We start from the raw sequence: 25,149 nt of genomic DNA on the forward strand, positions 1-25,149 counted from the left end.
TGATGAAACGAATGAAAAAAATACTTTTTGTCTTTATGGCAATCTTACTAATACTTCCGTCATTTCTTGTAAGTGCTGAGTCCAATCAAAACAAGACGGAAGAAGAAACTTCCGAATCAAAAGGGAATATTTCTTCAAAAGACGAAGTTGTATACGCAACACTTGGTGCTACAGGTGATAGCAAAGAAATTTTCGTTGTGAACACGTTTGATGTGGCAAAAGCCGGAACCATTGTCGATTATGGTCACTATGAAAGTCTTAAAAACCTAACCGATTTATCAAAAATCGAGCAAAACCATGATACGGTTGAGTTTCAAGCAGCAGAAGGGAAATTCTATTATCAGGGAAATATGAATAATGAGTCCCTTCCATGGAATATTTCCATTTCCTATTTTCTAGATGGGGAAAAAATGAACCCGGAAGAACTTGCTGGTAAGGATGGACACGTGGAAATCCATATCGAGACAACTGCTAATAAGCAGGTGGACCCACTGTTTTTCGAAAACTATTTATTACAGATTTCCATGACACTGGATCCAACTATTTACAGCAATATTCAAGCGCCTGACGGAATGATTGCAAATGCTGGTAAAAACAAGCAAGTGACCTTTACCGTCATGCCGGAAAAAGAGGAAGAATTTGTTCTAGAAGCCGAAGTTGACGGCTTTGAGCTGGATGGAATTGAATTTACTGGAGTTCCATCATCCATGTCTATTGACTCACCAGATATGGACGATGTTACTGGAGATATGGAGTCTCTAACAGATGCGATTGCGGAAGTAAACAATGGCGTTGGAGAGTTAAGAACTGGAGTTTCTGATTTGAATAGCGGTGTGTCGAGCTTACGTGATGGCTCCGCTCAGTACAAGCAAGGAATGTCTGATATTAGTGCTGGATCTTCTGATCTTATTCAAGGATCTAAGTCGATTGATCAAGCACTTGTAGCAATGAGCAGTTCTTTGGATGTTGGTGAAGTGGATTTAAGTGAATTGGAAAAGTTGGCTACTGGGCTTAAGGAGATTTCTAAAGGACTAAATGAATCAGCGGATGGATTGGACGAGCTAAAAGAAGGCTATACTAGTGCTTATACAGCTTTAGATGAAGCTATGCAAGCCATTCCGGAACATGAAATCTCAGAAGAAGAATTTCAGGAATTATATATGAGTGGTGCTGATCCTGAAACAGTGGATAAGTTAGTAGAAACCTACGAAAAAGCACTTATAGCCAAAGGAACTTATACTAACGAAGACCTACAAAAAGCCTTCAAAGCTGTAGACCCTACTTTAACAGAAGTTAGCAATGGTCTTAAAGAAATGGCAACAAACATGGACACCATGGCATCTGAACTTGATTCCTCCTTGGAAGGAATGGATGTTTCCGATTCTCTTGGTCAGTTACAGGAAGGATTAGAAGCACTATCTTCTAACTACAAAGACTTCCATTCTGGATTAACAGAGTATACGAATGGTGTTGGCCAATTAGCGAATTCTTATCATGAGCTACACGCTGGTATAGAAGAACTTTCAGGTGGAACAAATGAACTGGAAAATGGTGTAGCCGAACTTCATAACGGTACAAACGAATTATATGAATCTACCAATGATTTACCAGATCAAATGAAAGAAGAAGTCGATCAAATGGTTTCTGAATACGATAAATCAGATATCGAACCTGTATCTTTCGTTTCATCAAAAAATAACGACAAAATCCAATCGGTGCAATTTATCATTAGTACAGATAGTATTCAAATCGAAGAACCAGAAACCGTCGAAGCTCCTAAAGAAGAAGAAAAAGGCTTCTGGGATCGTTTAATGGATCTGTTTTCTTGATAAGGAATAGAAAAAATGCCTTTCCTTTTACTTTAAAAGGGAAAGGCGTTTTTATTTAAGAAGGGACATGGGGACAGGTTAGTTGTCCCACGAGGCTGGGACAACTAACCTGTCCCCATGTCCCCACTCATTTATTTCCCCCCGTCATCCTTTTTAAATGCATGGATAGAATTAGCTATTTTAACTAAGTCTACAGCAGGGACTTTATCAGAAACCCTCTTATCGACACTTAGGATATATTGCCAATTACTTTGTTCAAAGACTAATACATGGAAACCTGAGATTTTTAGATATGTTGCATCCTTTCCATTCTTTAATTTGAAAACATCTATAATATCCTTATCTCTAACTGGAATTCTGTTTTCAGCTGGCCGAACATCGATTTTGTAATGATTCTCTGGTACCTGTTCATGGATAAATTTCAACTCAAAAGAAGCATTAATATCTCCAGCCAACCTATCAAACCTTCCAAAATAATGCGTAAATGTCAATGCTGGAAGTCTCGTAGGAAGTGGTAATTTTTGATCGAAATGCTGTTCTGCTTTTTTTATTGCCTCTTCCACTGGTTCATACCCAAATTCCTCATAAAATTCTTCAGCTGGTTTAGGTCTGTCTTCTTTGCTAGCGAATACTGCCCCATTACCTATTAATATGCTGATTAAAAAGAACAACAATAAAAAGATATATTTATTCAATGAAACTCCTCCATTTTCCTTAAAAGGGACGTGGGGACAGGTTGGTTGTCCCAGTGGGGGGACAACTAACCTGTCCCCACGTCCCCATCCCCACGTCCCCAAAATACAAAAAGAGAACACAAGTTTTTCATGGTATTACGTGCCTTAGTAAGTATCTTTACCCAATGGAAAAACTGCATTCTCTTATATTTAGTTAATCTCCTAATTTAACTCTGGCAATCATGCTTCTTCGTCATTCACTTTGTCATGCCATTCCTTTTGCCGCTTCTTGCGTAAGAGTTCTTGGTAAAAAGCTAACCGAGCCACTTCATATAGAACCAGACTAAAAATGGCCCCAATCACAAATAAGAACACACCTATTATTAAAGCTATTCCCGTTAATAGGAACAGTCCCAATAAGGACCATCTATAACCCTTCATAAGCGAAAAGCTGTTCTTTATACTTCGGAATATACCAAGTTTCGGATCATCATGTAAAAGATACATTGTCTGTGAAATCCCTAAGTATAGCCAAAACAGAATAGCATATAAAACAAGATAAATGAGAATTACTATACCCGTTCGCACATTCCACCCAGCTGCAGCAATGACAACGGCGCCTATGCCTGTGTATATAATCAACATCCCAATGAAATAGATCAGCAAATTATTTAGAACGAAAATAATAACCCCTTTATACAATAAACGCGCATTACGAAATGGGTAGGTGATTGCTGTCATCCATCTGTTTCCCATTGTATTCTTTGTAAGGGTAATATATTGAATAAGTATAAAAAATAAGATGCTATTTACAAATGCTCCTATTAGAAGAGACTGAAGCGTTTCGGAAGTAGCAACAGCTAAAGGATCCATTTTTATGCTTAGTGTCCCCTGAATAGGAAGTGTACCAATTACAAGCTTAATTAGGTAAATTAACAGTACCATACCAATAATTTTTAGCCAATTTCTATTAAGAATGTCCATAGCACCCTTTAAAACAGTTCCAATCATAACATTTCCCCTTGTGGTTGGGACAGAGGGACAGGTTCTTTGTCCCTGTGTCTACTGGGACAAAGAACCTGTCCCCGCGTCCCACAATATTATCGGTTCATTTTCTTCCATGGTTGCTTTATATAGGCTAATATTTCCTACAGTTGAATCAGAAGCAGTTGGATGTACTTCAAAATTTTCGTTTAATGAGATGGTCCATACAGCTTCATTATGTTTTTTTAATACAATAGCCAGTGTACCAAACTGATGAATGTTATCCCAATCAAAAAGTTCCGTATCTCCATTTTCTGTTACAGAAATTCCTGCTGTATTGCTTATTACCTCTACATTTTCACCATCCCATTGTCCATGCATCTCTGCTCCAACATAATAATAAGACCTGCCAGTTCCACGATCACCATATGTACCAACGAATTGCTGTATCGTATTATCTGCTGCTTTGTAGGTTACAGCTGCAGCATCATTTGCTAACCACTCCACTTTATATTCTCCAACCGTTTCATGTGGCAATCTTTCTTTAGGTCGAGCCAGAATACCGTAATATGACCGGTAATAAATTGCATTTCCATTCTCTGTATTCTCTTTAATTGATAAGACGTGCTTGAAATTAGGTGATATGCTTGTTATGTTTTTTATCTCCTGGTTACTATCTATAAGGAGCACTACGTGAGCGATAATAATAATTCCTGTAACGCTTGTACCAATTATTTTGGACCTTTTGTTAAGTCTAAGTAAGAGTAAGATGGCGAGTGCCAAGCATATTATGCAGAATATATTTATCATGTAAAATAACCGATTATCAATATATTCTATTTGAAATCTTTCATGAACGAATAAATATCCCATTTGCAAACCAAAAGACCCAATTGCCAATAAAAATAGACTCCAGCCTACTACTTTAATTAAATTATTCGTAATCAGCTTCACCTGGCTCTACCTCCATCAGAAATTCCCATGTTTTTCCGTTATCTTCTGAAATGAATTTTCCTTTTACTTGTCCACCTTGATAATCACCATTAGGTCCTTGATTAACTAAAACAGCTAAATGTTCTCCTTCTTTTACAGGTACTTCAGCTGAAACAAAAATCGGCTGATACTTTTCTGGAATCTGGAAGTTCGCTTTACTCCAAGTTTTTCCTGAATTTTGGGTTACATAAAGATTCGGTTCTTCTGGATTAATGGTACCATAGGATAAAAATCCAGTAGTTTCATCTACAAAACCACCATCATAAATTAACCTTGTTATCCCAGGGTTATTCGTTTCCTCCCAATTCTCTCCCCCATCATGAGTTAAAAAGATGGGACGCGGGGACAGGTTAGTTGTCCCAACGGCTTGGGACAACTAACCTGTCCCCGCGTCCCCATTTCCACAAACCAAACATTTTTTTCAATAAGACACCTAACATACGGTTTATGGCATTATCTGTGAGATAAACGGAGGATAAGCAAGATAATCACGTTGTTTACTGTGCTAACCTCCATATACGAACACTATATACAGTTGAAACTTTTTTTATTTGTTGTTATGTTTAAACAGTTGCGTTTTGTCGTGAAATAAATGTAATTAGCGACGTCATACCAAATATTGTGCAATTAATAACAAAAAAGGAGCTGATTACAAATGGAAGCCTACGAATCTCAACATTACGAGAAAACGGAAGAAACAAGTGATGATTATTCACTTGATAGAGTACCTCGAAAAGAGAGGAACATGGGCTGGTTAAGTATTACTAACATTACATTCGGAATTGCAACAGCTATTTTTTATTTCCAAATGGGAAGTGTTATGGCACTTCAGTTTGGAGCTATTAACGCCATTATATCTGCTGTATATGCAATCATTGTTGCGGGGATTCTTGGAACATTTATCGCCTATTTATCTGCTAAATCAGGAATGAATGTAAACTTATTATCCCGTGGCGGTGGGTTTGGTTATATTGGAGCATCGCTAACCTCATTTATTTATGCTACAAATTTTATTATGTATTGTGCACTAGAAGGTTTGATTCTAGTAGCTGCGGTTCATGAATTCTTTCCTGTCATCCCAGAATGGGTGCTTATTATCTTCTTCGGTACGATTGTCATCCCATTAAATTGGTTTGGCATTAAGCAGTTGGATAAACTACAGAAATGGTCATTGCCATTGTTTTTTGTTTTCCTAATCGCCGCGATTATTATGGCTGCTATGAAACCATCTGGCTACGATGGAAGCTTTTGGTCCTACTTGCCTGAAGGAGTTCAAGTTGGCGGAACCGCGTTATTACTCTGCATCGGAATGCAGCATGGCATTATGGGTCTAACCCCTCTTCTCGCATCAGATTATGCCCGCTTTTTAAAACCAAAAGATACGAAGATTGGAATTTTCGCTATCGGATTTATCCCTCAAATATTCTGTTTTGGAGTAATGGGTGGTCTTGGTATCTGGTTTGGCGTACGTTTAGGTGAACCAAATCCTGGAGTATATATTGTATTGCTTCTTGGTATTTGGGGTGCTTTATTTACGATGTTAACGCAAATAAGAATTAATGTAACGAATATTTATAGTGGTTCCTTATCTTTATCAAGTTTCTTTGAAAATATCTTTAAATTTAAACCTGGCAGACGTTTCTGGGTAGTAGTTACTGGGGTAACGGCAATCATCTTAATGCTTCTTAACATTGTAGATCACCTGGAAGCTGTCATGACATTCCAAGGGGTCTTCCTTCTAACCTGGGCAACTATTTTAGTTGTAGATGCGATTGTTGTTAAAAAACTCTTAAAAATTGGTCCTGGTTATTATGAAGCAAGACAAGGTAATTTATATAGATGGAATCCAGTAGGTGTAGGGGCACTCCTAATAGCAAGTGGCCTTGGTACTATTGCAGCTTTAGGGTTTATGGGAACCTTCCTGCAAAGCACTGCCGCATTCTTTGCTTCTATACTAGCTGCTATTCTAACGATTGTTTTAGCACTTATAACAAAAGGGAAATACTATATTAAAAAAGAAGCAACTGATATTGATAAAGAAGACTATATTGCTTAAAAACAAAAGGACGGTCACATGCTACCAAAATGGAAGCATGTGACCGTCCTTCTTTCTTTCAAGAGGTGGGACGAGGAACCTGTCCCTCTGTCCCTAGATTGCTTTCTTTCGTTTGTCATTTTCTGATATGATATATGCGCATGTTGCGTCTCCGGTTATATTCATTGCTGTTCGCAACATATCTAGGATACGGTCAATACCGATGATTAGTGCAATCCCTTCTACTGGCAGGCCAACTTGATTAAGCACCATGGCAAGCATAATTAATCCTACACCAGGCACACCAGCTGTACCAATACTAGCTAGGGTAGCTGTTATGATAATTACAATAATATCGCTGAATTCCAAAGGTATCGCGTAAACTTGTGAAATAAATACGGCAGCAGTAGCTTGCATAACGGCTGTACCATCCATATTAATAGTAGCACCAAGTGGCTGGACGAAACTGCTAATGTTCTTGCTTACCCCTAAATTTTCCTGTGCAGTTTTCATAGACACTGGCAATGTGGCACTAGAACTAGCCGTACTAAATGCGACAGACATTGCTGGCAAAAATCCTTTGTAAAATTGAATTGGATTTGCTCTACCAAGTAACCAGATAATCAAAGAATAAGTTAATCCGGCATGTAGGATCAAGCCTAAAATAACGGTTATCATATAGGCACCCATGGATCCCACTGCATCTAATCCTGCCCCTCCTATAGCAGAAGCAATCAAAGCAAAGGCACCATATGGGGCAGTTTTCATAATGAAATTAACAAGCAGCATCAGGATTTCATTGGCCTGCTCAAATAAACTGTAAATCCCTTGCGTTTTCTCTCCCAAGAAAGCAAGCCCAATCCCAATAAAGACAGCAAATGCGATAAGCTGAAGCATATCTCCTGCAGCCATCGATGATATTGGATTGGTTGGAATAATATTGACAATAGTTTCCATGATTGGCGGAGCTTCACTCGCTTCAAAAATTCGCGCTGCTTACATCAAATACTCCTTCCTTACCTGGCTGAATGATATAGGCCAAGGCAAGGCTAATACAAAGTGCAACAGCTGTTGTCACAAGGAAAAAACTAATCGTCTGTACACCAATTTTACCAAGTCTTGCTGGTTCACCAAGCCCTGCTGTCCCAAGAACAATCGATACAAATACGATTGGCACAACCAGCATCATAATTAAATTAACAAATATCTGCCCAACTGGATTTAAGAGATAAGAATCTAAGGTAGAATAAATATTTTCCGGTACAAAAGTTAAAATAATACCTGTAACCACACCAAGAACAAGAGCTATTAAAATCTTTTTGGTTAAACTCATGTAGCTACCACCTTCCTATGAATTTAATCATATCTTTTTATAGAATTCTGGTAGTACGTTATTGCTAGTTATTCTAAATGTACATCCGATCACCGACAATTTATTCTTTAATCTTATATTTGATACACCCCCTTCTTAAACCAGAATCATAGAAAGCGATTACATTTCAGTCCTTAAATCGCTTCTGCTGAAAATAACAACCACTTACCAAAACTCATTCTAACTTTTCTGAATATTTTTTATAATAATATTACTAAATAATAGAATATAGAACTTTTTGATTAAACTTTTTTCTCATTTTAACTAACTAGTCCTTGAATCATCCTTATATAGGGGGAGGGTTTTCTAGGATGTAATAGTTTGTTTCTTTCAATAAACAAACAAAAAAGCCAGTCCTTTTACACGTAAGAACTGACCTTTCTAGATGGTTATCCCTTTTTGTACAGTTTCTTCTCAACCAAATATTGTACGCCATACAATATAAAAACCTTATAATGGATATAGAGGAAAAATTGAAAGTGATTTAACCTTCTTAATCTGATTATTTTAACACGTCCAAGAAAATTCATAATAACAAAAGCAAAAAGTCCATCTGCAATAGCATTAAGTAACCAAAACTTTTTAAAATTTCCATAGGATAGTTTAAGCAACCACATAGTAAGCGGCATATATGGTCCAATACTAAATGGAAGCTCATCTTTTAAAAATGACCTTTTCTTATCGAAAAACTTCCACCATCTCCGCTTATAGCCTATTATATGATTGATTATCTCGAACACAACAATGAAAACCCCAGTTATAGAAAAACGCTTGAAATTACGCTTACCTATGAAAAGCATCGATAGCCAAGGAACGATTATTATACCGATATTAAATAATAAATGCCTTTTGGAAATCATAAATTATCTCTCCAATCCTTTCCTTTTCGTCTCTTTTAAAGTAACCAGATAAACCATTTCTATTCCTAACATATTACATCATAGACTGAAAGGTTGGTTTGCAGATAGGCTCTTGTGTTACTATTTGATTTATAGGATTTATTGAAGGAGAGTTTATACCATGCAAGTCCCAATACTTTATGAGGATAATCATTTACTTTTTGTAGAAAAGCCAGTTAATATACCAGTTCAAGAAGATCGTTCGAAAAGTCAGGATTTACTATCATTCTTAAAAGAAGATATAAAATACCGGTATCAAAAACCAGGGAATGTGTATCTTGCTCTTATCCACCGATTGGACAGGCCTGTTGGTGGCGTAATGGTGTTCTCCAAAACATCAAAAGCTGCCTCCCGACTATCAGACGCCTTCCGCAGACAGGACGTTGATAAAAAATACCTTGCTATTGTGCGAGGGAAGCCATCGAAAAACCAAGCAGTCTTGGAAGATTATCTGGTTAAGGATCGGCGTAATAATAAAGTTTATACCGCTCAACCGAACCAAAAAAATGCTAAAAAAGCGATATTGGAATATAACGTTATTGGTACCAAAAAGGGGCTAAGTTTGCTTTCCATCACGCTTCATACTGGAAGACCCCATCAAATACGAGTTCAGCTTGCTTCCCGCAATTGTCCACTATACGGAGATCAAAAGTATGGACAAGACGTCAATCAACCAGGACAGCAAATTGCCTTATGGTCTCATTCGCTAACCCTTGAGCATCCAACTAAAAAGGAAGAATTAGAAGTAACGTCCCAGCCACCTGATGAATATCCATGGAATCTTTGGTAAGTTTTAATCCGTATTGGGAGGGAATTTATATCATTGAAATACGATAGGAGGACTGACGAAAGCATGGCCCAATATTTGATTTTAGCATCTTCCTCTCCTAGAAGGCAGGAGTTATTACAACAGGTTAAGATTCCTTTTACCATTCGTAAACCAGGAACCGATGAATCACAAATCGTGACCAGTAACCCTTTGGAAAAAGTAAAACAATTAGCCATTCTTAAAGGACGAAATATACCAATTCAGAATGAAACGGAGGTAGTACTCTCCGCCGATACCGTTGTTTCATACCAAAAGAATATCTTTGAAAAACCACAGAACAAAGAGGAAGCATTCCAAATGATGTCAGCATTAAGTGGACATGTTCACGAAGTATTAACTGGAGTCATGATTCGGTCTCTAGATGATGAAGTAGTATTTGTAGAACGAACACAGGTAGAATTTTGGCCATTATCTGAGGATGAAATAAATTGGTATATATCCACAAAAGAGCCTTATGATAAGGCAGGTGCTTACGGAATTCAAAGTCTTGGAGCTATGTTTGTAAAACAGGTTATTGGCGATTACTATACTGTTGTAGGGTTGCCCATTTCCCGAGTGGTTAGAGTACTGAGGGAGTTTGGCGTTTATCCGAGAGATTAAATAAGGCTGACTTCAGCTTAGATTAGATACGGTAAAACAGTAATTATTAATCGTTTCTATAGACCTTATCTAAGTTTTTTATCTTAACCCGATACATCATAAAAATGGACGGTTAAATTGTTCCTCACAATTTAACCGTCCATTCATACTTACTTTTAAGAATGAACCCATTAATTCTTTTGCACGGGAATCCAAATTTCACTCTTAAACGTTGGAGACTCAATATCTTTACTTTCATTCCATAAGATTTCTGGTCCTTCAGCTAGTTGGTAGTTAGAAGATGGAAACCATTCGGAATAAATACGTCCCCAAGTTTCTTGCAGTGTTTTAGGAAAAGGACCAACAGACTCAAACACAGCCCATGTTAAGGCTGGTACCTTTAGCTGGGAAAATTCTTCTGGGCATGCATTGGTTGTCGCTACTCCAATATACTGGTCCAATCCTCCCTTTTCCTCCATACGTCCTTCTGAGAAATTCGTAGAAGCTTGGATCAACCCGCTAGGTTCGATATTGGAAAGTTCTTTTAGTCTATCTATTTTTTCCATGTCTAACATTTTCCACATCTTTGTGATTTCTGGATTTTCTCCTTCAAAGACAATAGGAACTCGTTTCATCACACCAACAATCGAAAAGGCTTCTTTTTCTACGATTCGGTAGTTCATTTCATTTCCTCCTTTGATAGATAATTGGAAGGTCATTCGTGGATAGGCTTTGAGCGATTTATTGCTGTTTCTTGCTTCTGATGGAGTGATACCGTGTAAACTTTGAAAAGCTCTTGTAAATGAGTCTGGTGAACTATATCCATATTTAATTGCTATATCGATTACTTTTATGTTGCTGTCCTTCAATTCAAATGCAGCAAGTGTCAAACGTCTTCTCCGAATATATTCTGATAAACTAACTCCTGCTAGAAATGAGAACATCCGTTTAAAATGATACTCTGAGCAACGAGCCCGTCTCGCAACTTCTCTAAAACTTATCTCATTTATCAAATTATCTTCTATATACTGTATCGCTTCATTCATATCTTTAAGTGAATCCATTATCATGACCTCCTTATCTAGATATTAACAAGAATGGAATGCAGCCATCCGACATTCTGTGTACAATTATGCAGGGTTATGGCAAATCACCATCCACTAAGGCTTTCTATTAATAAATATCCACCTGTAACTAACAAAATAATGTATATAATCATTTGGAAAGTTCGTTGATTCATCCATTTAAATACGAGTTGTCCTGCATATAATCCGATGAAAATCAAAGGGAGGGCCATACTGCTTGAAATCCAGACCGTACGAGTGGTACCAGCAATCGTAACCTGAATAATTAAACTCATAAAATAGATAAACAAATAAAACGCAAGTGTCGTCCCTCTCAATGTTTCCTTTTGTGTGTTGGTTCCGGAAAAATATAACAATAAAGGAGGTCCAGGCATCCCGATACTGGTCGTTAACATACCTGAGAGACCTCCAACTCCCAAATCACGTCCGTCTTTTTGATGGATGCGAAATTGCTTCATAAGTAAAATCGTTAAAGCTACGATAATCAAGCTTACTACTAGCTTTAACTTTGTCATATCCATTAGTAAAAAAATTCCAATTCCTATTGGTAGGCCAATAATACTTCCAATAATAAGTCGTTTGAGAATGCCAAAATGAATGTCTTTTTTAATCTTCCTAATTAACGCAAAAGAGATAACGAAGGATAAAAATAAATTAATCTGTATCGCTTCTGCAGGATGGAATAATAAGAGAAGGAAAGGAGTTGCCAAAATAGAAAAGCCAAAGCCTGTACTCGTTTGGAGAATGGATGCAATTAGTATGATGACACTGAAATAGATTATTTCCATAAAACCCTACCTTTTATATTACTTTAAATTAGGCTCTTTTCTAGATGATTGTTGCTTTATAACATGACTTTACCTTATGGTTATTATAGTTTGCTGAGTTCTTTAATAAAGAATAAATATCTAATTTGGTATGTTGATTTCCGCTCCGAAGCGTTCCGTGTCCTGCGGGAAGAAGAGCATCGGTGAGACTGCGTAGTGAGGGAACTACTTGAATAACCTTCCTCGTTCCCTTGCGCCGAGAAACCCCGCTTCGAAGCACTACTGGAAGACGCAGGCGCACACGCTTTTCAGCACGAAGAAGGCTCACCAGCTCCCCGCGGAAAGCGTAGTGTATTTCCGGAGCGAGAGTTAAGCACATTACTCTGGAGTCAGATTATCAGGAGTTTCTATCAACTATAAACTACAAAAAGCAACAAACGATACGAAAAGAGCCTTAAATAAAGAACGAGACTCTTTCAGATAAGTTTACCATATTAGATACCTGAGATAGAAACTAGCAAAGACTTAGATGAGCGGTTCATAAAGTCGATAAGTAGAGTAATATATTGTTAGTCTCTCTGTTATATATGATAAAATATGTAACATTACATACATAATGGAAAATCGTATGAATTAGGAGTGTGCTTTGTGAAAAAGACAACAGTTGCTAATACGGCAATGGAGACCGTTCAATGGTTTATTTTTCTGTTAGCAAGTTCCGTGGCATTGCCGATAGTTATCGGAGCCATTTATGAAATGAGTTTTGGTGAAGTCTCTGGACTAATGCAGCGCACCTTTTTTGTTATTGGAGTTGCCTCCTTGTTGCAAGGTCTTTTTGGACATCGACTGCCAATAGCAGAAGGCCCGGCTGGACTATGGATCAGTATTTTTGCCGTAATGGCTGTAACTGGGGTTCAAAATGGTTCCACGTTAAACGAAACATTGCGATCGTTGGAAACCATCATGATACTGACTGGTTTATTTTTGTTTTTGTTTGGTTTGTTAAAAATCGCCCAAAAGATTTTACCAATCTTTACTCCACTAGTAACAGGGACTTTTTTCTTGCTCTTAACCGTGCAATTGAGTGGAACGTTTTTAAAAGGGATGCTTGGCCTGCAGGGTAATACAAATACGATACAGCTGTCAGAAGCTACCCTTGCATTTATCACCTTTTTTATTATCCTATGTCTATCCTCCTTTGCTAGAGGATGGTTACGTAACTACGGCGTACTTGTTGGAATTGTCATCGGCTGGATTGGATATGTAGTCTTCATAGGGGCCCAGGAAATGCCTGGAAGTGTTCAGTTATTCTCTGTCCCAAAATGGTTTGCTTTTGGTACACCAACGTTTGATCTTAGTGTCGTTCCAGTTGCTTTCCTGACAGCTGTCATTATTTTATCGAATATTGTTGCTTCTATCGTAGCTGCAAATCAGACACTAGGAATCAAATCTAAAAACAGCAATGCAGAAATAAACGGGGGAACTGCTTTTTCTGGAATTAGCCATGGACTAGCAGGTATGTTTTCGGCAATTGCCAATGTTCCTTTAGCGACTTCTTCTGGATTTATTGCGTTAACCGGACAGAAAAGGAAAATGCCATTTATTTATGCAACGATTCTATTAATCTTTATTGCCTTTTTCCCACCAATTATTTCATTGATTTCTAGTATTCCCTCTCCTATCGCAAATGCAGCATTAATGGCAACCTTTGTTCAATTGGTAGGATTAGCGATAAACAATGTCTCCATGGAGAGATTAGACTCCAGAAAGATAACGATTGTTGGGGTCGCATATTTATTTGGTATGGGTACCATGTTTTTGCCAACTGAAGTATTCGCTAATTTCCCAGCAATTCTACAAAATATAGTGAGCAACGGGCTTTTAGTAGGTACAGGACTAGTTATCTTGCTCGAACAGGTGTGGAGAGAAAAATAAAGTAACCGCAAATACTTCGTCTAATTTTAGGTGAGGTTTTGCTAAAATTCTAAAAGAAGGTGGTAATTTTGGAAAAACTTCTAGTTAAAACAGGTATATATGGCTTTATATGTTCGCTTGCTATTGGAATTTTATTTATTGAAAAAACAGATACTATCCAAACTTCAAACGGTATGTACTCATATTATGAGAAAGATTTAACCGAATATGTTATTGAGATTTTAAGATTCTCCATAAAGGTAACAATCGCGTTAATTTTCCTGGCTCTATTATATAAATTATATCGAACATACAAATCATAATACTATGAACTTTAATTATAGGGTACTTTTTTAAACAAAAACAGATATTGTAGAGTATGGAGATTCGGCTGGGACATAACTAAAGTGTTTTATCAGAAAACGAACAATGTGCTACATAGCGGAGGAAATATACGTAGACTCCTTGAAAAAAGAAAACCACTTTTTTCTGCTTGCGATGTAACCCTGCCGAAGTGTTCCTTGTCCTGCGGGAAGAAGAGCATCGGTGAGACTGCGTAGTGAGGGAACTACTTGAATAACCTCCCTTGTCCCTTGCGCCGAGAAAGCCGCTTCGAAGCATTACTGGAAGACGCAGGCGTACACGCTTTTCAGCACGAAGGAGGCTCAGCTGCTCCCCTAAGGTGCGCGAAGTATATTTCCGGAGCGGTATTTTCTGATTTCGTCTTTAAATTTCTGTAAATCTAGGCAGAATGCAAACAAGTAACTTTTAAGTATGCCCCAAATAAACATGCTATATTTGATAAGTTAACTTTATTTACTCAAGTATATCAAACGGGTTTTTGTGACTTTCTAAAGTTTTTAAATTTCCCCATGTACATTCACCCAAAATCTGCATAGGATAACATGGAGAATTTCTTAACTTTTGGAGATGATAGTTTGAGTATTGCTACAAGTCCACAAATTATTTATACTGTTCAGCCAGGAGATACGCTGTATTCCATTGCCTCAAGGTTTGCAAGTAATATTCAGGAAATTGCCCGCAGCAATTATTTGTTTCCACCTATTACCGATTCTTATTTAATTTTTCCTGGGCAGACACTTGTTGTACCTACTGCTGCAATGTCTGAATTAAGTACATTTTATTTCACAGCACCAGGCGATACATTGTTTAACATTGCACAACGATTTTCCACATCAATAGACTTGGTTGCTGAAGTAAATCATATAAATAACCCCAACCAGATTCTATCAGAACAACTGCTACAGGTTCCTGCTTTTATTTACGATATAGAAGTTACTGATACACTTCAAGATATCGCCAGCCGCTTCGAAATTTCATTGGATGTATTAATAGCAGCCAACATGGGACGTCCAGGATTTTCACCAGACACCATGTGGCCCTCCTATTCCTTAATTATTCCGCTTCCGTGAGACTAGCGCTCCAGCAGATGGGAATTTCTCTATACCACTGGAATTTGAGCGACAGCCTACTGCTAGCACTGGTGAGATTTGGGAAATGAATCTTAAGTTTCATCTTCTCCAAACTAAAAGGGTACGGTTTTATACTGATCCGTACCCTTGAGCAAAACTATGAACTTACTACTTTCATCCCAACATTTCCATCAATCGACTGATCATCATGCCCCATGTCTACTATTAACTAACCAACAACTCTCATGACTTTTGATCCACACTTTTCACAATACCCCTCTAGAAAAACCCGAAAATTAGAAGAATCTACCTCATAATTCACAATAGTTGTGACGCCACAATTGCCACAATAGACATTTTCTTCCACCTTTTTTCTAGTGTTGCTAGGAATAGTCAGCCATCTCTTTTTAGCAAGTTGATCGAGAGACATTGCCCCCACTTCCCCCTATCCTATTTTATCTTAATAGTACGACTAAATGACTGATTATTCAAATATAAGCGATTAAATGTTAAACTCTCTGTCTCTTTCATGAATTACTTTGTGTAAAGTTTGTAAGAAAGGTGCCTTCCTCTTGGATTTCCACCATCATTCTACGGGGCAAAAGGAAAATATGTAAAGGCAACTACAAACAATACTAAGCCACCAAACCAAAGGTAAATAAAACTGAACAGAATATCCAAACTTATTAATGCCCACCTAAGCCATGATTGTTTTTTCCAAGCAGCTTTTAACCAGCGGTAATTAATCATTCCCAACAGATACAATCCTAAAACGATGAAACATGGAACTACCCATTGTCCAACAGGCTCAGACGCTTCGAAACTTCGTGCTCCAAAAAAACCTGATTGAAATTTAATTATTTGGCTAACAACTATAAAAATAAGCGCAAGCAAGCCTCCGATGCCGCCAATCCACTTCTTCTCCTTGTGATTCATACCTATTATTAAAAACGAACCAATAACCGTGAACAGAGCAAACAGTATAAAATCGATAGGGCACATCTCCTTTCTAGTTCATGTAAAGTGGTATTTCTTCTGGATTGCCGCCACCGATAGTCATTTGATATAAGTAATAGTCCGGTTTTGGGCTACCAAATTGCTTATCTACCACAAAGTAAACGTACTTTTCATCCGGGCCAATTATTGGGTTAGTCGTATGTTCTCTTAAATGAGTAAAGCGTTCCCCTTGTTCCGTTTGACGGTCATAGAAAAAGAGCTCATATTGAAAAATCCCATCCTCTCCGGTATCATTCACTGCTTGATAGATAAACGCATCATCATTTGCAGCTACGGCAAAGTCATATATGTCCTGTTCATTATCTTTCTGACTTACTACTTGAATCGATTTTGGATCATCTAAACTAATTTCAAAAATTCGCAGGTATGTTGCAAAGCTATCTTCTGCTGTCTCTACATCTGTATCATCAAACATCGATACATATACAGTATTTTTCGTCCTAGAGACGCGTAATGACTGCATCATATATTTTTTCAAATCCGTGTGCTGTTTTGTTTCGCCGCTTGATATCTGATAACTAAACACATCAAAATCATGCGGTTTGGCACTGGCAATGGGGGAGTAGTTTTCAAACGTATCTGCATTCAAATAATAGAGCATATCTTCATTGGTTGGGTGATATTCTATTTCCGTCACAAGCGTTCTTTTAGCAAACAACACCTGATTAGAGCCAGTTTCTACGTTTACCACATGGATGGCACTCTTTAGATCTTCTTGCTTATTTTTATGACTAATAATATAGGCAAGCTTTTTTCCATCTGGAGAAAAGCTAATATCTAAAATTTCCTGATCTATTTTCAACTGAACAATTGGCTCTTCGGGACTAGCCGTATCACTTTGTAAATAAATACCAGGATTGCCCTCATCAAAGAACACATAGGCAATCGTTCCGTTAGACGATACATCATAAATAGAAGTACGTCCTTGTTGTTTTTCAAACTCTTCTTTATCAAAGATGATTCCTAGCACAATCAACGTGATCGTTATTAATCCAATGATAATTAAGATAGAAATAATTGTTTTTTTCTTCATCATAAACCCCTTTACATACCGATAAAAATTACAATTATGTACCAAAACATTAGAAGGATAGCAGCCATTGGAACAACTGCTACTGCATATGCTCCCTTTTTTCTTCTTTTGCGAATCAAATGCATTTGCCAAATATATAGACTAATCCACACAAGCAGCGGTATTAAAGGAATCACCATAACAGGTGACAAGCTGCCAATCATCACCATCATTCCCCATAAGAAAAATAAAATATAGCCAATAACACCAACTCCTGCTGTCATGTTAATCACATGGAGCCATTTTGCATAATGTGGTAATGGATGATCAGTCGCCCGGTAATCATGAATGGTCGTACGGTAAATCAATACGATAGCGAGCAGGATAATGATGCTCGCAAAGATGGTTAATGGTGCTGAGATAGAAGGTACTGTTACTCCTGTGGTGAGTAGTAATCCAAACAAATAGATGGCAATATGTATAAGAAGCAGGCTATTCATCCATAAGCGCCTATTGAAAAAGGCACGTGATTGGATAGAAAAGATGAACAATAGAGCGCTTGCCATAATGGAGAGCACCAGCCATAGAATATAGGCATCACCTTCTAAAAATAGCTGAGCTAAATAAATACCGATTGAAAAAATTATCGATCCAATAGCCAATACTATCATCATTTCTTTTCTATATGGATACATCGCCTGCTGGATTTCACTACCGATTTCTGTTTCCTCTCCAAAATCTTCAAGTGCCTTCTTTTCTGCCTCTGTCTCACTTAATCCTGCTTTGACAAATTGTTCTTTAGACAATTCCAAGTGAATCATTAATTCTTCGTACAAATCATCTTTCTCTTGCTGATTGCCTTCAATTTGTTGAACGGTTTTATCAACAAATTTTGTGAACCGCTCCGTCATATCAGCCCCTCCGAACTCTTATGTACGAGTGATTCTACTAACTTCCAATTATCTTGCTTTCGTTTTAGTTCTTTCCCTCCTGTTTCGGTTAGGTGATAATACTTTCGCCGGCCATTTTCTGTATCACTCCAATAAGATTCAACCCACTGCTTTCTTTCTAATCGTTTCAGCGCAGAATACAACGTCCCCTCACTCATCTCGTAAGTATCATCACTTAAGCGCTTTAGTATTTTAGTAATCTCATAGCCATACAGGTCACGCTGCGAAATGAGAGACAATATTAATAAATCAATACTTCCTTTCATCATTTCCTTATCAACCATCGATTTCACCTCTTTTATTAACATTACCAGTGTAATACGATGCACCTCGTATTACAAGGGTATAGAGGAAATATTTTTGGAAGAAATTACACGTCTAGCATTGGTTGTTTCGGATGGAGCGTGTCTATTAGCTGCTTGGCCTGTTTTTTTACCCGATTGTGGTGAGCTATCAGCCTTGGCGGATGTTCTATCGATTGTTTGGCGAGCTCTATCAACCGACTCATCCTCTCTATCAACCGCCCCATACTCTCTATCAACTGCCTCATCCCTTCTATCAACCGACCCATACTCTCTATCAACCGCTCCTCCCTCTCTATCAACTGCCTCATCCCTTCTATCAACTGCCTCATCCCTTCTATCAACCGCCCCATACTTTCTATCAACCGCCTCACCCTCTCTATCAAACGCCTCACCCTCTCTATCAACCGACTCATACTTTCTATCAACCGCCCCATACTCTCTATCAACCGCCCCATACTCTCTATCAACCGCCCCATACTTTCTATCAACCGACTCATACTTTCTATCAACCGCCCCATACTCTCTATCAACCGCCCCATACTCTCTATCAACCGCCCCATACTCTCTATCAACCGCCCCATACTCTCTATCAACCGCCCCATACTCTCTATCAACCGACTCATACTTTCTATCAACCGCCCCATACTCTCTATCAACCGCCCATACTCAGCTACCACCCCAATGTACACCATAAACAAAAAATGCCAGCCCCTATCGCAAGAAGGAACTGACATTTTTGAAATTAAACAGAACATTGATTTAGTTGGTCCCGCAACATTTCTCTACCTTGCCTAAGATAGGTTAATGTTTCGGTTTTTGAGGTATTAAGAACTTCACTGATTTCCTGTATGGATAAATGATTACTGGATTTCAGGATAAGGGCTAATCTTTCTTTCATAGATACATGCATCAAAAATCCTTGTATATCAGCTTCTGGACATTTTTCAAGAAGGAAACATTTACTTACCTCATTAAAATCTTCTTCATCCATTTGAACTTGTGCGAGATCAATCGTTAGTTGGTATAACCACAATGAAAATTTTTGATTGGTCAATGGATAATCGTGAATATGGGAATAGACATGTAAAAAGGTATCATAAGCAAGATCATCCGCCATTTGCTTGTTCCCCATCAGAATATAACAAAGTCGGTAAACTGCTTGATGATAATGCTGAACTAGTTTCTTAAATGCATGACGATTTCCTTTTTTCACCTGTTTAATGATACATAACCTTATCTCCCTCATCCTACACCCTCCGTATACTTACTCCCTATCCCCTACTAGGTTCCGCATAAAGCTTCACCTTCCCGGGTATTTATTTCATTACTCATCAGAACTTAATTTCATATTTTCAAGCATATTCAATATTTCTTCCTCTTCTACATCTGGATTCGTCATTAACAACGAATAGCGCAACCCATCTTCATCCCAAAGATACCCATTAATTACTTCTTCATATTCTGCAGGATTTCCCCGGATTTCTAGATCTGCTCCTTCAATCGCCATCTCCTCTGGTGTTGGAAAGATGGATAATGTAAACATTGGAATATCCTCTTCGGAACTATATGTTAATTCCACCTCATAGCGCTCAAGCTCACTTGAGAAATCATACATCTGTACATTAGAGAGATGTACCTCTTCTTCCGGTAATACGAGAAAGGCTTGACCTAATGCTTCTTCTGCTTCCTCCAATGTTACGGTATCTGGACCAAAACTTTCTTCTAAGTTTTCAATTTCTACATCATCTGGAATCTCGAGAGTGAACGTACCTTCAGGAAATTCCGGTGAAAAGTCCAGCTCGGTATATTCTAATTCTGTTCGAACATCTCCAGTTTCTGAGATCATTTTAACGACAAACCAAGTTTTCTGGTCTACCCATAATTCCATATCCCCTAGTAAATTATCTGCTTCATTTGCTTTAATCTCTATATGGTACGTGTCATAATCAAGCACTTTTTCTTCGCCAGACATTTCATAGGTATGGGAGTCCTTCATCGATTCCATCATTGTTTTTAACTGATCTTTTGGACTTGAACCTGCTATGTCACCAAGCTCGGATGTATCCATTTCATGCGCCTGCCCTTTGCCTTTGTCGTACATAATCATTTTCTGGCCATCATTAAATACCTCAACCTCTTGATCAAGTAACTGATCTTTCGTAAGAACCTTTCTCTTTTCATCTGCAACATTTTCCTCGAGAATGATATGTTCAGTCATCTCTTCTCCATCGAACATTTTCATTTCAGACACACCATGATAGGTAGTAACATCTTTCTCCGACTCTATGGCATTATGGATAATTTCTTCCGCAGAAACATTCATACCTTGTGAACATCCTCCTAATAATAAGATGATTATACTTACTAAAATAATGCTTTTTCTCCACATAACCTTCATGTTATCCCCTTTCCTTTAGCCAACAGGCAATTAATGTACCTTTATTTTCAGTTGACCAAATGTTCATTTTTCCATCGTGTTTTTCGATAATTATTTTTGCAATACTTAATCCAAGTCCTGATGTAGCTCCTTTTCCTCTAGAAGCATCATTCTGATAGAAAGGCTGGAATACTTTTTCCAGATTACTTTCTTTGATTCCCTCTCCCTCATTTTGAATCAGAATAACGGTTCCATCTTTTCTCCATTCATCCAATTCCTTTTGAAATTCCGAAAAAACCCAATGTGGCAATGGTGATTTCGATGATATGCCCGAAAGCCAAATGCTGTGATTGTTTGGTGTGTAGCGAATGCTATTGTCCATCAGGTTATCTATGAGACGAATCATCTGCTTCGGATCCAAGTGATAGGAATTTCTTACATACAGTTCTGTTGATAGTTCTATCCCTTTTCTTGCACATGGTTCCTCATATCCGGAAAATAACATTTCAAAAAATTCATTCCCATTTACTTTTACCTTTTCCAACATATTTTCGGATGATTGAAGGGCAGTGAATACAGATAAATCATCGATCATCTGTTTCATATGATCCAATTTATCATTGAGTATCGTCTGATATTCCCTTCGTTCTTCTTCCGATAACTGATGATTTTCCAAAGCTTCTGTGTATGTTCGAATAACGGTTAATGGCGTTTTTAAATCATGAGATAAGGAGGCAACCATATATTCTTTTTCCTGCTGCTGTTCCGTAAGCGCTTCTCTCGTTTCTTTAATTTGGGCTTTCATATCTTCAAAATGCGAGATGAGTACCCCGATTTCATCTTTTGATTGCACCAGTTCTTGCTCAGAATCTTTCCCTTCCGCAAATGCCTTCATATGTTCCTGCAACTGGTGTAATGGCCGATTTAATTTTCGGTTGAGGGACCAAATGAGGATAGCATATAAAATGATGAAAAATGCAACCAAGATACTAAGCATCAGTACCGTACGCTTACTAGTTGTTTCCACCCACGCATTTCTTCCCATGGTAATTTCATATAGTCCTACTAATTGATTCTCCTCATTAAAAACGAGTTTTTTCGTTGTGTAGGTTCGTGGATTCTTTTGATATTCATTTAAATTCTGAAACAATTTTTCTTTATTCACTTGAAAATAACTAGAAGATCCAGGCGTATCCATACTGGAAAACAGCGTAATCCCATCATAGCGATATAAATCTATTTTGAGATTGTTTCTGGTAAGATTTCGTAAATGCTGATAGTTTTCTTCAGGCTGAATTTCATATAAAGACGTATCCTGCAACTCCTTTTCCAAAGAAGATACTAATTCCTGAAATTCAAGATATTCTTTTAAATCCTGCTGACTGTCATAGTCACTTAGATTTATATAGAGCAAATAAATCGCTACAATCGGCAGAAGCATGACAATCAGATAACTGATGATTAACCAATTTTTAATTTTCATCCCAATTGCTCTCCTATAAAGCGATAGCCAACTCCCCAAACAGTCTGGATAAATTTTGCTTGTTTTTGCGTGTCATTCAGTTTTTGGCGCAGACTTTTAATATGTACAGTTACTGTATTATTTCCATCCACATTTTTGAGTTGCCACACATGTTCATAGACTTTCGATTTTTCGAAAGTGATAAATGGATTCTTAGCTAACAAAAATAGAATGTCCTTCTCTTTGGCAGTTAAATTAACCAGCTCTTGATTTAAAAACACAGCCTCATTCAGGAAATCAATGGATAATCCATGTTTGTACTGGATGTTTTGCTCATTGTAGTGTTTCTTTGTATACCGATGATATCTTCTTAGGTGTGAATGAACACGTGCAGTCAGTTCCTTTAGACTGAATGGTTTGGTCAAATAATCATCTGCCCCAAGATTTAGTCCTTGAATCTTGCTTTCATCCTCATTCTTTGCACTAACAATTAGCAGCGGAACATCACTTTCTAACCGAATCGTTTCACATAGAGTAAAGCCATCCATTTCCGGCAGCATAAGATCAACTATCACTAAGGAATAGGTATCGTCTTTAAAGTCCTCCCAGCCTTCTACACCAGTAGATGCCCATGTTACGTGAAACCCTTCTCTATCTAAATGGTCTCTCATAATCCGGGCAATTCCATAATCATCTTCTACAATAAGAATTTTGCTTCTTTCTCCCATATGTCCCCCTCTTCTCTATCTTAAGTATAAGCCATGTTGCTTGAACTGATGGAAAAGTTTATTTTTGTTTAATAATTGCTAATACTTGAAGTACACGGTAACAATTACATAACATTTTACAACCTCCATAAATATCCTATCACAGCACACTTATCAATTGATAGAAGGTGCTTAGGAGGTGCCTGTCACTCCCCGAATTTTGTCGAACCGAATAAATTTGTTATCCCCTTATCTACCAAGGGAGGAGATGACTTCATTTCTGAATAGTATTCGACAGGTGACAGGCACCAGAAAGGCGGCACCAGAAAGGCACCAATGAAATGTGATTTTACAAATGTTTAATAAAGTAATAAAAGGATTTTCTTTCTTATCCTGTTGACTTGCTAAACGATAGGTTTTTAGAGTTCTTATCACCTATTACTTTATCACCTCTTTTTGCCATAAACTTGTAAATAGGGTGTTATTGCTATTCCACAGTTTTGATACAAGCCTTTGTTACTCTTTAAGAGAAGTCAAAACTGAAAGGAGATAGAAAATGAAAATTAAAAACATCATGGTAGGTGTACTTTCTGTCGGTACTGCATTGACTTTAGCTGCATGTGGTGGGGATACGAACGAGGAGGAAATAATTGAAACTCCACCGGAAACAGAAACGGAAACAAACCCAGGTAATGATGAAATGGATCCTGGTTTAGAGTCTGAAGAGCCTGAAGAACCTGCTCCTGGTTCAGATTCTGAAGTAGATCCTGAAGAACCTGCTCCTGGTTCAGATTCTGAAGTAGACCCTGAAGATCCTGCATCCGGGACAGATTCCGAGTTAGATCCTGAAGACCCTGATTCTGAATCAGATTTTGAATTAGATTCTGAAGATCCCGCTTCTGAATCAGAAACTGAGCTAGAATAAGACGAATATTTGTAAGGCATAAGAAACCTTAATTGTATATTTCCCCTTTTTTACTGAAGTCTGTCTGCAGAAATGTGGACAGGCTTTTTTTGGATTGTGGCTGTATTTAAAAGAATTGGGTCTGTTGTTTGTATGAAAGTTAGAGATAGACTACTTTTTCTGGGAGATATTGATACCTGGTACGGTGATAAACGCATCTGATTCGTTGCTATCTTCTCCAATCGTTAATATAAACTGCAACGAATAACACTTTTGCCTCCCAAAAAAAGACAATTCACCAAGTCGGCAAATTGTCTTCTAGTCAACCTTCTATTCTATTATATCGATTTAACAGCGTCCTTAACCGGAGTAGTTCCAGTGACTATCTGAAATTCTTTTCTAATTGTCGAATCGTTCTCTAGGCTTGCAACAATGACACTTGCTACATCTTCACGAGGGATTTCCCCGCGTTCGACTTTCGATGCTGCCTCAACTTGTCCTGTTCCTTCGTCATTAGTTAACAGGCCAGGATGAATGATTGTGTAATCTAAGTCGGTCCGCTTTAGCCATTCATCTGCATAATGCTTCGCTGCAACATATGGTGCAAAGGAAGATGGTGCCGCTTGAATTGCTTCGCGACTTGTGTCAAACGAACTGATCATCACATAACGTTTCACACCAGCTTTTTTTGCTGCCTCCACAGTTTTCACCGCACCATCTAGATCAACCATAATGGTTTTGTCTTTACCTGTATGCGGTCCAGATCCCGCAGTAAATACCATCGCATCTACGTCCTCACAAGCTTTGGCAATAGTGTCAATATCTCCTTCTAAATCCACCACCGCTGTTTCTGCACCTAAATTTTCAAAATAAGAAGCTTGCTCTTGTTTACGAATCATGGCTTTTGCTTTCAATTTATCACTATCCTGAATAAACGAAACGAGATGTTTCCCAATCTGACCATTTGCTCCAACTACTAGTACCTTCATATTTTCCACCCTTTCTATGTAATAACAACTATC

Annotated in this window: 25 protein-coding genes and 1 pseudogene; 7 read left to right on the plus strand and 19 right to left on the minus strand. The window is 37.9% G+C overall.

What is annotated here, in order from left to right:
* The first annotated feature begins 2 nt into the window (after positions 1-2).
* Positions 3-1,829 (plus strand): coiled-coil domain-containing protein, encoded by a 1,827-nt coding sequence (locus D8M06_RS09165; protein WP_338322969.1) that lies wholly within the window; start codon positions 3-5, stop codon positions 1,827-1,829.
* 131 nt (positions 1,830-1,960) lie between these two features.
* On the opposite strand, the gene D8M06_RS09170 is transcribed toward D8M06_RS09165, so the two are convergent.
* The 4 genes from D8M06_RS09170 to D8M06_RS09185 form a co-directional block, all read right to left on the minus strand.
* Entirely contained in the window at positions 1,961-2,524 is a 564-nt protein-coding gene (locus tag D8M06_RS09170) for a hypothetical protein (protein ID WP_121204095.1), read from the minus strand.
* Between the two features lie 219 nt (positions 2,525-2,743).
* A complete protein-coding gene (locus tag D8M06_RS09175) occupies positions 2,744-3,514 on the minus strand; it encodes a DUF975 family protein (RefSeq protein WP_121204096.1) in 771 nt (256 codons plus the stop codon).
* 51 nt (positions 3,515-3,565) lie between these two features.
* Complete coding sequence (locus tag D8M06_RS09180; RefSeq protein ID WP_121204097.1) at positions 3,566-4,441, minus strand: hypothetical protein; 876 nt, start codon at positions 4,439-4,441, stop codon at positions 3,566-3,568.
* On the minus strand, positions 4,422-4,856 hold the full coding sequence (locus tag D8M06_RS09185; protein ID WP_121204098.1) for a WD40/YVTN/BNR-like repeat-containing protein: 435 nt from the start codon (positions 4,854-4,856) through the stop codon (positions 4,422-4,424). The genes D8M06_RS09180 and D8M06_RS09185 overlap by 20 nt, the downstream gene beginning before the upstream one ends.
* Before the next feature lie 279 nt (positions 4,857-5,135).
* Between D8M06_RS09185 and D8M06_RS09190 the strand changes: the two genes are divergently transcribed.
* Complete coding sequence (locus D8M06_RS09190) at positions 5,136-6,536, plus strand: purine-cytosine permease family protein (RefSeq protein ID WP_121204099.1); 1,401 nt, start codon at positions 5,136-5,138, stop codon at positions 6,534-6,536.
* A 93-nt stretch (positions 6,537-6,629) separates the two neighbouring features.
* Here the strand turns inward: D8M06_RS09190 and D8M06_RS09195 are convergent.
* Both D8M06_RS09195 and D8M06_RS09200 read right to left on the minus strand, forming a co-directional pair.
* Positions 6,630-7,848: pseudogene (locus D8M06_RS09195) on the minus strand (dicarboxylate/amino acid:cation symporter).
* Between the two features lie 428 nt (positions 7,849-8,276).
* A complete protein-coding gene (locus tag D8M06_RS09200) occupies positions 8,277-8,747 on the minus strand; it encodes a hypothetical protein (protein WP_121204100.1) in 471 nt (156 codons plus the stop codon).
* A gap of 160 nt (positions 8,748-8,907) precedes the next feature.
* Between D8M06_RS09200 and D8M06_RS09205 the strand changes: the two genes are divergently transcribed.
* Together D8M06_RS09205 and D8M06_RS09210 are read left to right on the plus strand one after the other, a co-directional pair.
* Entirely contained in the window at positions 8,908-9,576 is a 669-nt protein-coding gene (locus D8M06_RS09205; protein ID WP_121204101.1) for an RluA family pseudouridine synthase, read from the plus strand.
* 63 nt (positions 9,577-9,639) lie between these two features.
* Positions 9,640-10,215: a Maf family protein gene (locus D8M06_RS09210; protein ID WP_121204102.1), complete on the plus strand. Its 576-nt coding sequence runs from the start codon at positions 9,640-9,642 to the stop codon at positions 10,213-10,215.
* A 170-nt stretch (positions 10,216-10,385) separates the two neighbouring features.
* Here the strand turns inward: D8M06_RS09210 and D8M06_RS09215 are convergent, their stop codons facing one another.
* Both D8M06_RS09215 and D8M06_RS09220 read right to left on the minus strand, forming a co-directional pair.
* Positions 10,386-11,258 carry an AraC family transcriptional regulator gene (locus D8M06_RS09215; protein WP_121204103.1) on the minus strand — a complete coding sequence of 291 codons (873 nt, stop codon included), beginning with the start codon at positions 11,256-11,258 and terminating at the stop codon, positions 10,386-10,388.
* 86 nt (positions 11,259-11,344) lie between these two features.
* Complete coding sequence (locus D8M06_RS09220) at positions 11,345-12,067, minus strand: sulfite exporter TauE/SafE family protein (protein ID WP_121204104.1); 723 nt, start codon at positions 12,065-12,067, stop codon at positions 11,345-11,347.
* Positions 12,068-12,694: 627 nt separating this feature from the next.
* On the opposite strand from D8M06_RS09220, the gene D8M06_RS09225 reads away from it, so the two are divergent.
* Both D8M06_RS09225 and D8M06_RS09235 read left to right on the plus strand, forming a co-directional pair.
* A complete protein-coding gene (locus D8M06_RS09225) occupies positions 12,695-13,981 on the plus strand; it encodes a purine/pyrimidine permease (protein WP_241558919.1) in 1,287 nt (428 codons plus the stop codon).
* A gap of 917 nt (positions 13,982-14,898) precedes the next feature.
* Positions 14,899-15,393, plus strand: coding sequence for a LysM peptidoglycan-binding domain-containing protein (locus D8M06_RS09235; RefSeq protein ID WP_158591771.1), 495 nt, complete (start codon positions 14,899-14,901; stop codon positions 15,391-15,393).
* 229 nt (positions 15,394-15,622) lie between these two features.
* Here D8M06_RS09235 and D8M06_RS09240 read toward each other — a convergent pair whose 3' ends face one another.
* The 10 genes from D8M06_RS09240 to D8M06_RS09285 all read right to left on the minus strand — a co-directional run bounded on the left by D8M06_RS09240 (position 15,623) and on the right by D8M06_RS09285 (position 23,244).
* The gene (locus D8M06_RS09240; protein WP_121204107.1) at positions 15,623-15,823 is read right to left on the minus strand and encodes a hypothetical protein; all 201 of its coding nucleotides are present in this window, start codon (positions 15,821-15,823) and stop codon (positions 15,623-15,625) included.
* Between the two features lie 161 nt (positions 15,824-15,984).
* The gene (locus D8M06_RS09245; protein WP_147404964.1) at positions 15,985-16,329 is read right to left on the minus strand and encodes a DUF3810 domain-containing protein; all 345 of its coding nucleotides are present in this window, start codon (positions 16,327-16,329) and stop codon (positions 15,985-15,987) included.
* A 73-nt stretch (positions 16,330-16,402) separates the two neighbouring features.
* The gene (locus tag D8M06_RS09250) at positions 16,403-17,443 is read right to left on the minus strand and encodes a TolB-like translocation protein (protein ID WP_158591772.1); all 1,041 of its coding nucleotides are present in this window, start codon (positions 17,441-17,443) and stop codon (positions 16,403-16,405) included.
* Between the two features lie 11 nt (positions 17,444-17,454).
* Entirely contained in the window at positions 17,455-18,333 is an 879-nt protein-coding gene (locus D8M06_RS09255) for a permease prefix domain 1-containing protein (RefSeq protein ID WP_121204110.1), read from the minus strand.
* Positions 18,330-18,656 carry a PadR family transcriptional regulator gene (locus D8M06_RS09260; protein ID WP_121204111.1) on the minus strand — a complete coding sequence of 109 codons (327 nt, stop codon included), beginning with the start codon at positions 18,654-18,656 and terminating at the stop codon, positions 18,330-18,332. Before D8M06_RS09260 ends, D8M06_RS09255 begins: the two co-directional genes overlap by 4 nt.
* A gap of 86 nt (positions 18,657-18,742) precedes the next feature.
* Positions 18,743-19,375, minus strand: coding sequence for a methyl-accepting chemotaxis protein (locus D8M06_RS19700; protein WP_147404965.1), 633 nt, complete (start codon positions 19,373-19,375; stop codon positions 18,743-18,745).
* A gap of 44 nt (positions 19,376-19,419) precedes the next feature.
* Positions 19,420-19,923, minus strand: coding sequence for a sigma factor (locus D8M06_RS09270; protein WP_121204113.1), 504 nt, complete (start codon positions 19,921-19,923; stop codon positions 19,420-19,422).
* Positions 19,924-20,001: 78 nt separating this feature from the next.
* Positions 20,002-21,075, minus strand: coding sequence for a LolA family protein (locus D8M06_RS09275; protein ID WP_121204114.1), 1,074 nt, complete (start codon positions 21,073-21,075; stop codon positions 20,002-20,004).
* 1 nt (position 21,076) lies between these two features.
* On the minus strand, positions 21,077-22,537 hold the full coding sequence (locus D8M06_RS09280) for a HAMP domain-containing sensor histidine kinase (protein WP_121204115.1): 1,461 nt from the start codon (positions 22,535-22,537) through the stop codon (positions 21,077-21,079).
* Positions 22,534-23,244 carry a response regulator transcription factor gene (locus tag D8M06_RS09285; RefSeq protein WP_121204116.1) on the minus strand — a complete coding sequence of 237 codons (711 nt, stop codon included), beginning with the start codon at positions 23,242-23,244 and terminating at the stop codon, positions 22,534-22,536. Before D8M06_RS09285 ends, D8M06_RS09280 begins: the two co-directional genes overlap by 4 nt.
* 535 nt (positions 23,245-23,779) lie before the next feature.
* Between D8M06_RS09285 and D8M06_RS09290 the strand changes: the two genes are divergently transcribed.
* Positions 23,780-24,148, plus strand: coding sequence for a hypothetical protein (locus tag D8M06_RS09290; protein ID WP_121204117.1), 369 nt, complete (start codon positions 23,780-23,782; stop codon positions 24,146-24,148).
* Positions 24,149-24,465: 317 nt separating this feature from the next.
* Here D8M06_RS09290 and D8M06_RS09295 read toward each other — a convergent pair whose 3' ends face one another.
* The gene (locus D8M06_RS09295) at positions 24,466-25,116 is read right to left on the minus strand and encodes an SDR family oxidoreductase (RefSeq protein ID WP_121204118.1); all 651 of its coding nucleotides are present in this window, start codon (positions 25,114-25,116) and stop codon (positions 24,466-24,468) included.
* Between the last annotated feature and the right edge of the window lie 33 nt (positions 25,117-25,149).

Origin of the sequence: Oceanobacillus halophilus (assembly GCF_003628505.1) — a bacterium.
In the GTDB taxonomy this organism is placed as follows: domain Bacteria; phylum Bacillota; class Bacilli; order Bacillales; family Amphibacillaceae; genus Oceanobacillus; species Oceanobacillus halophilus.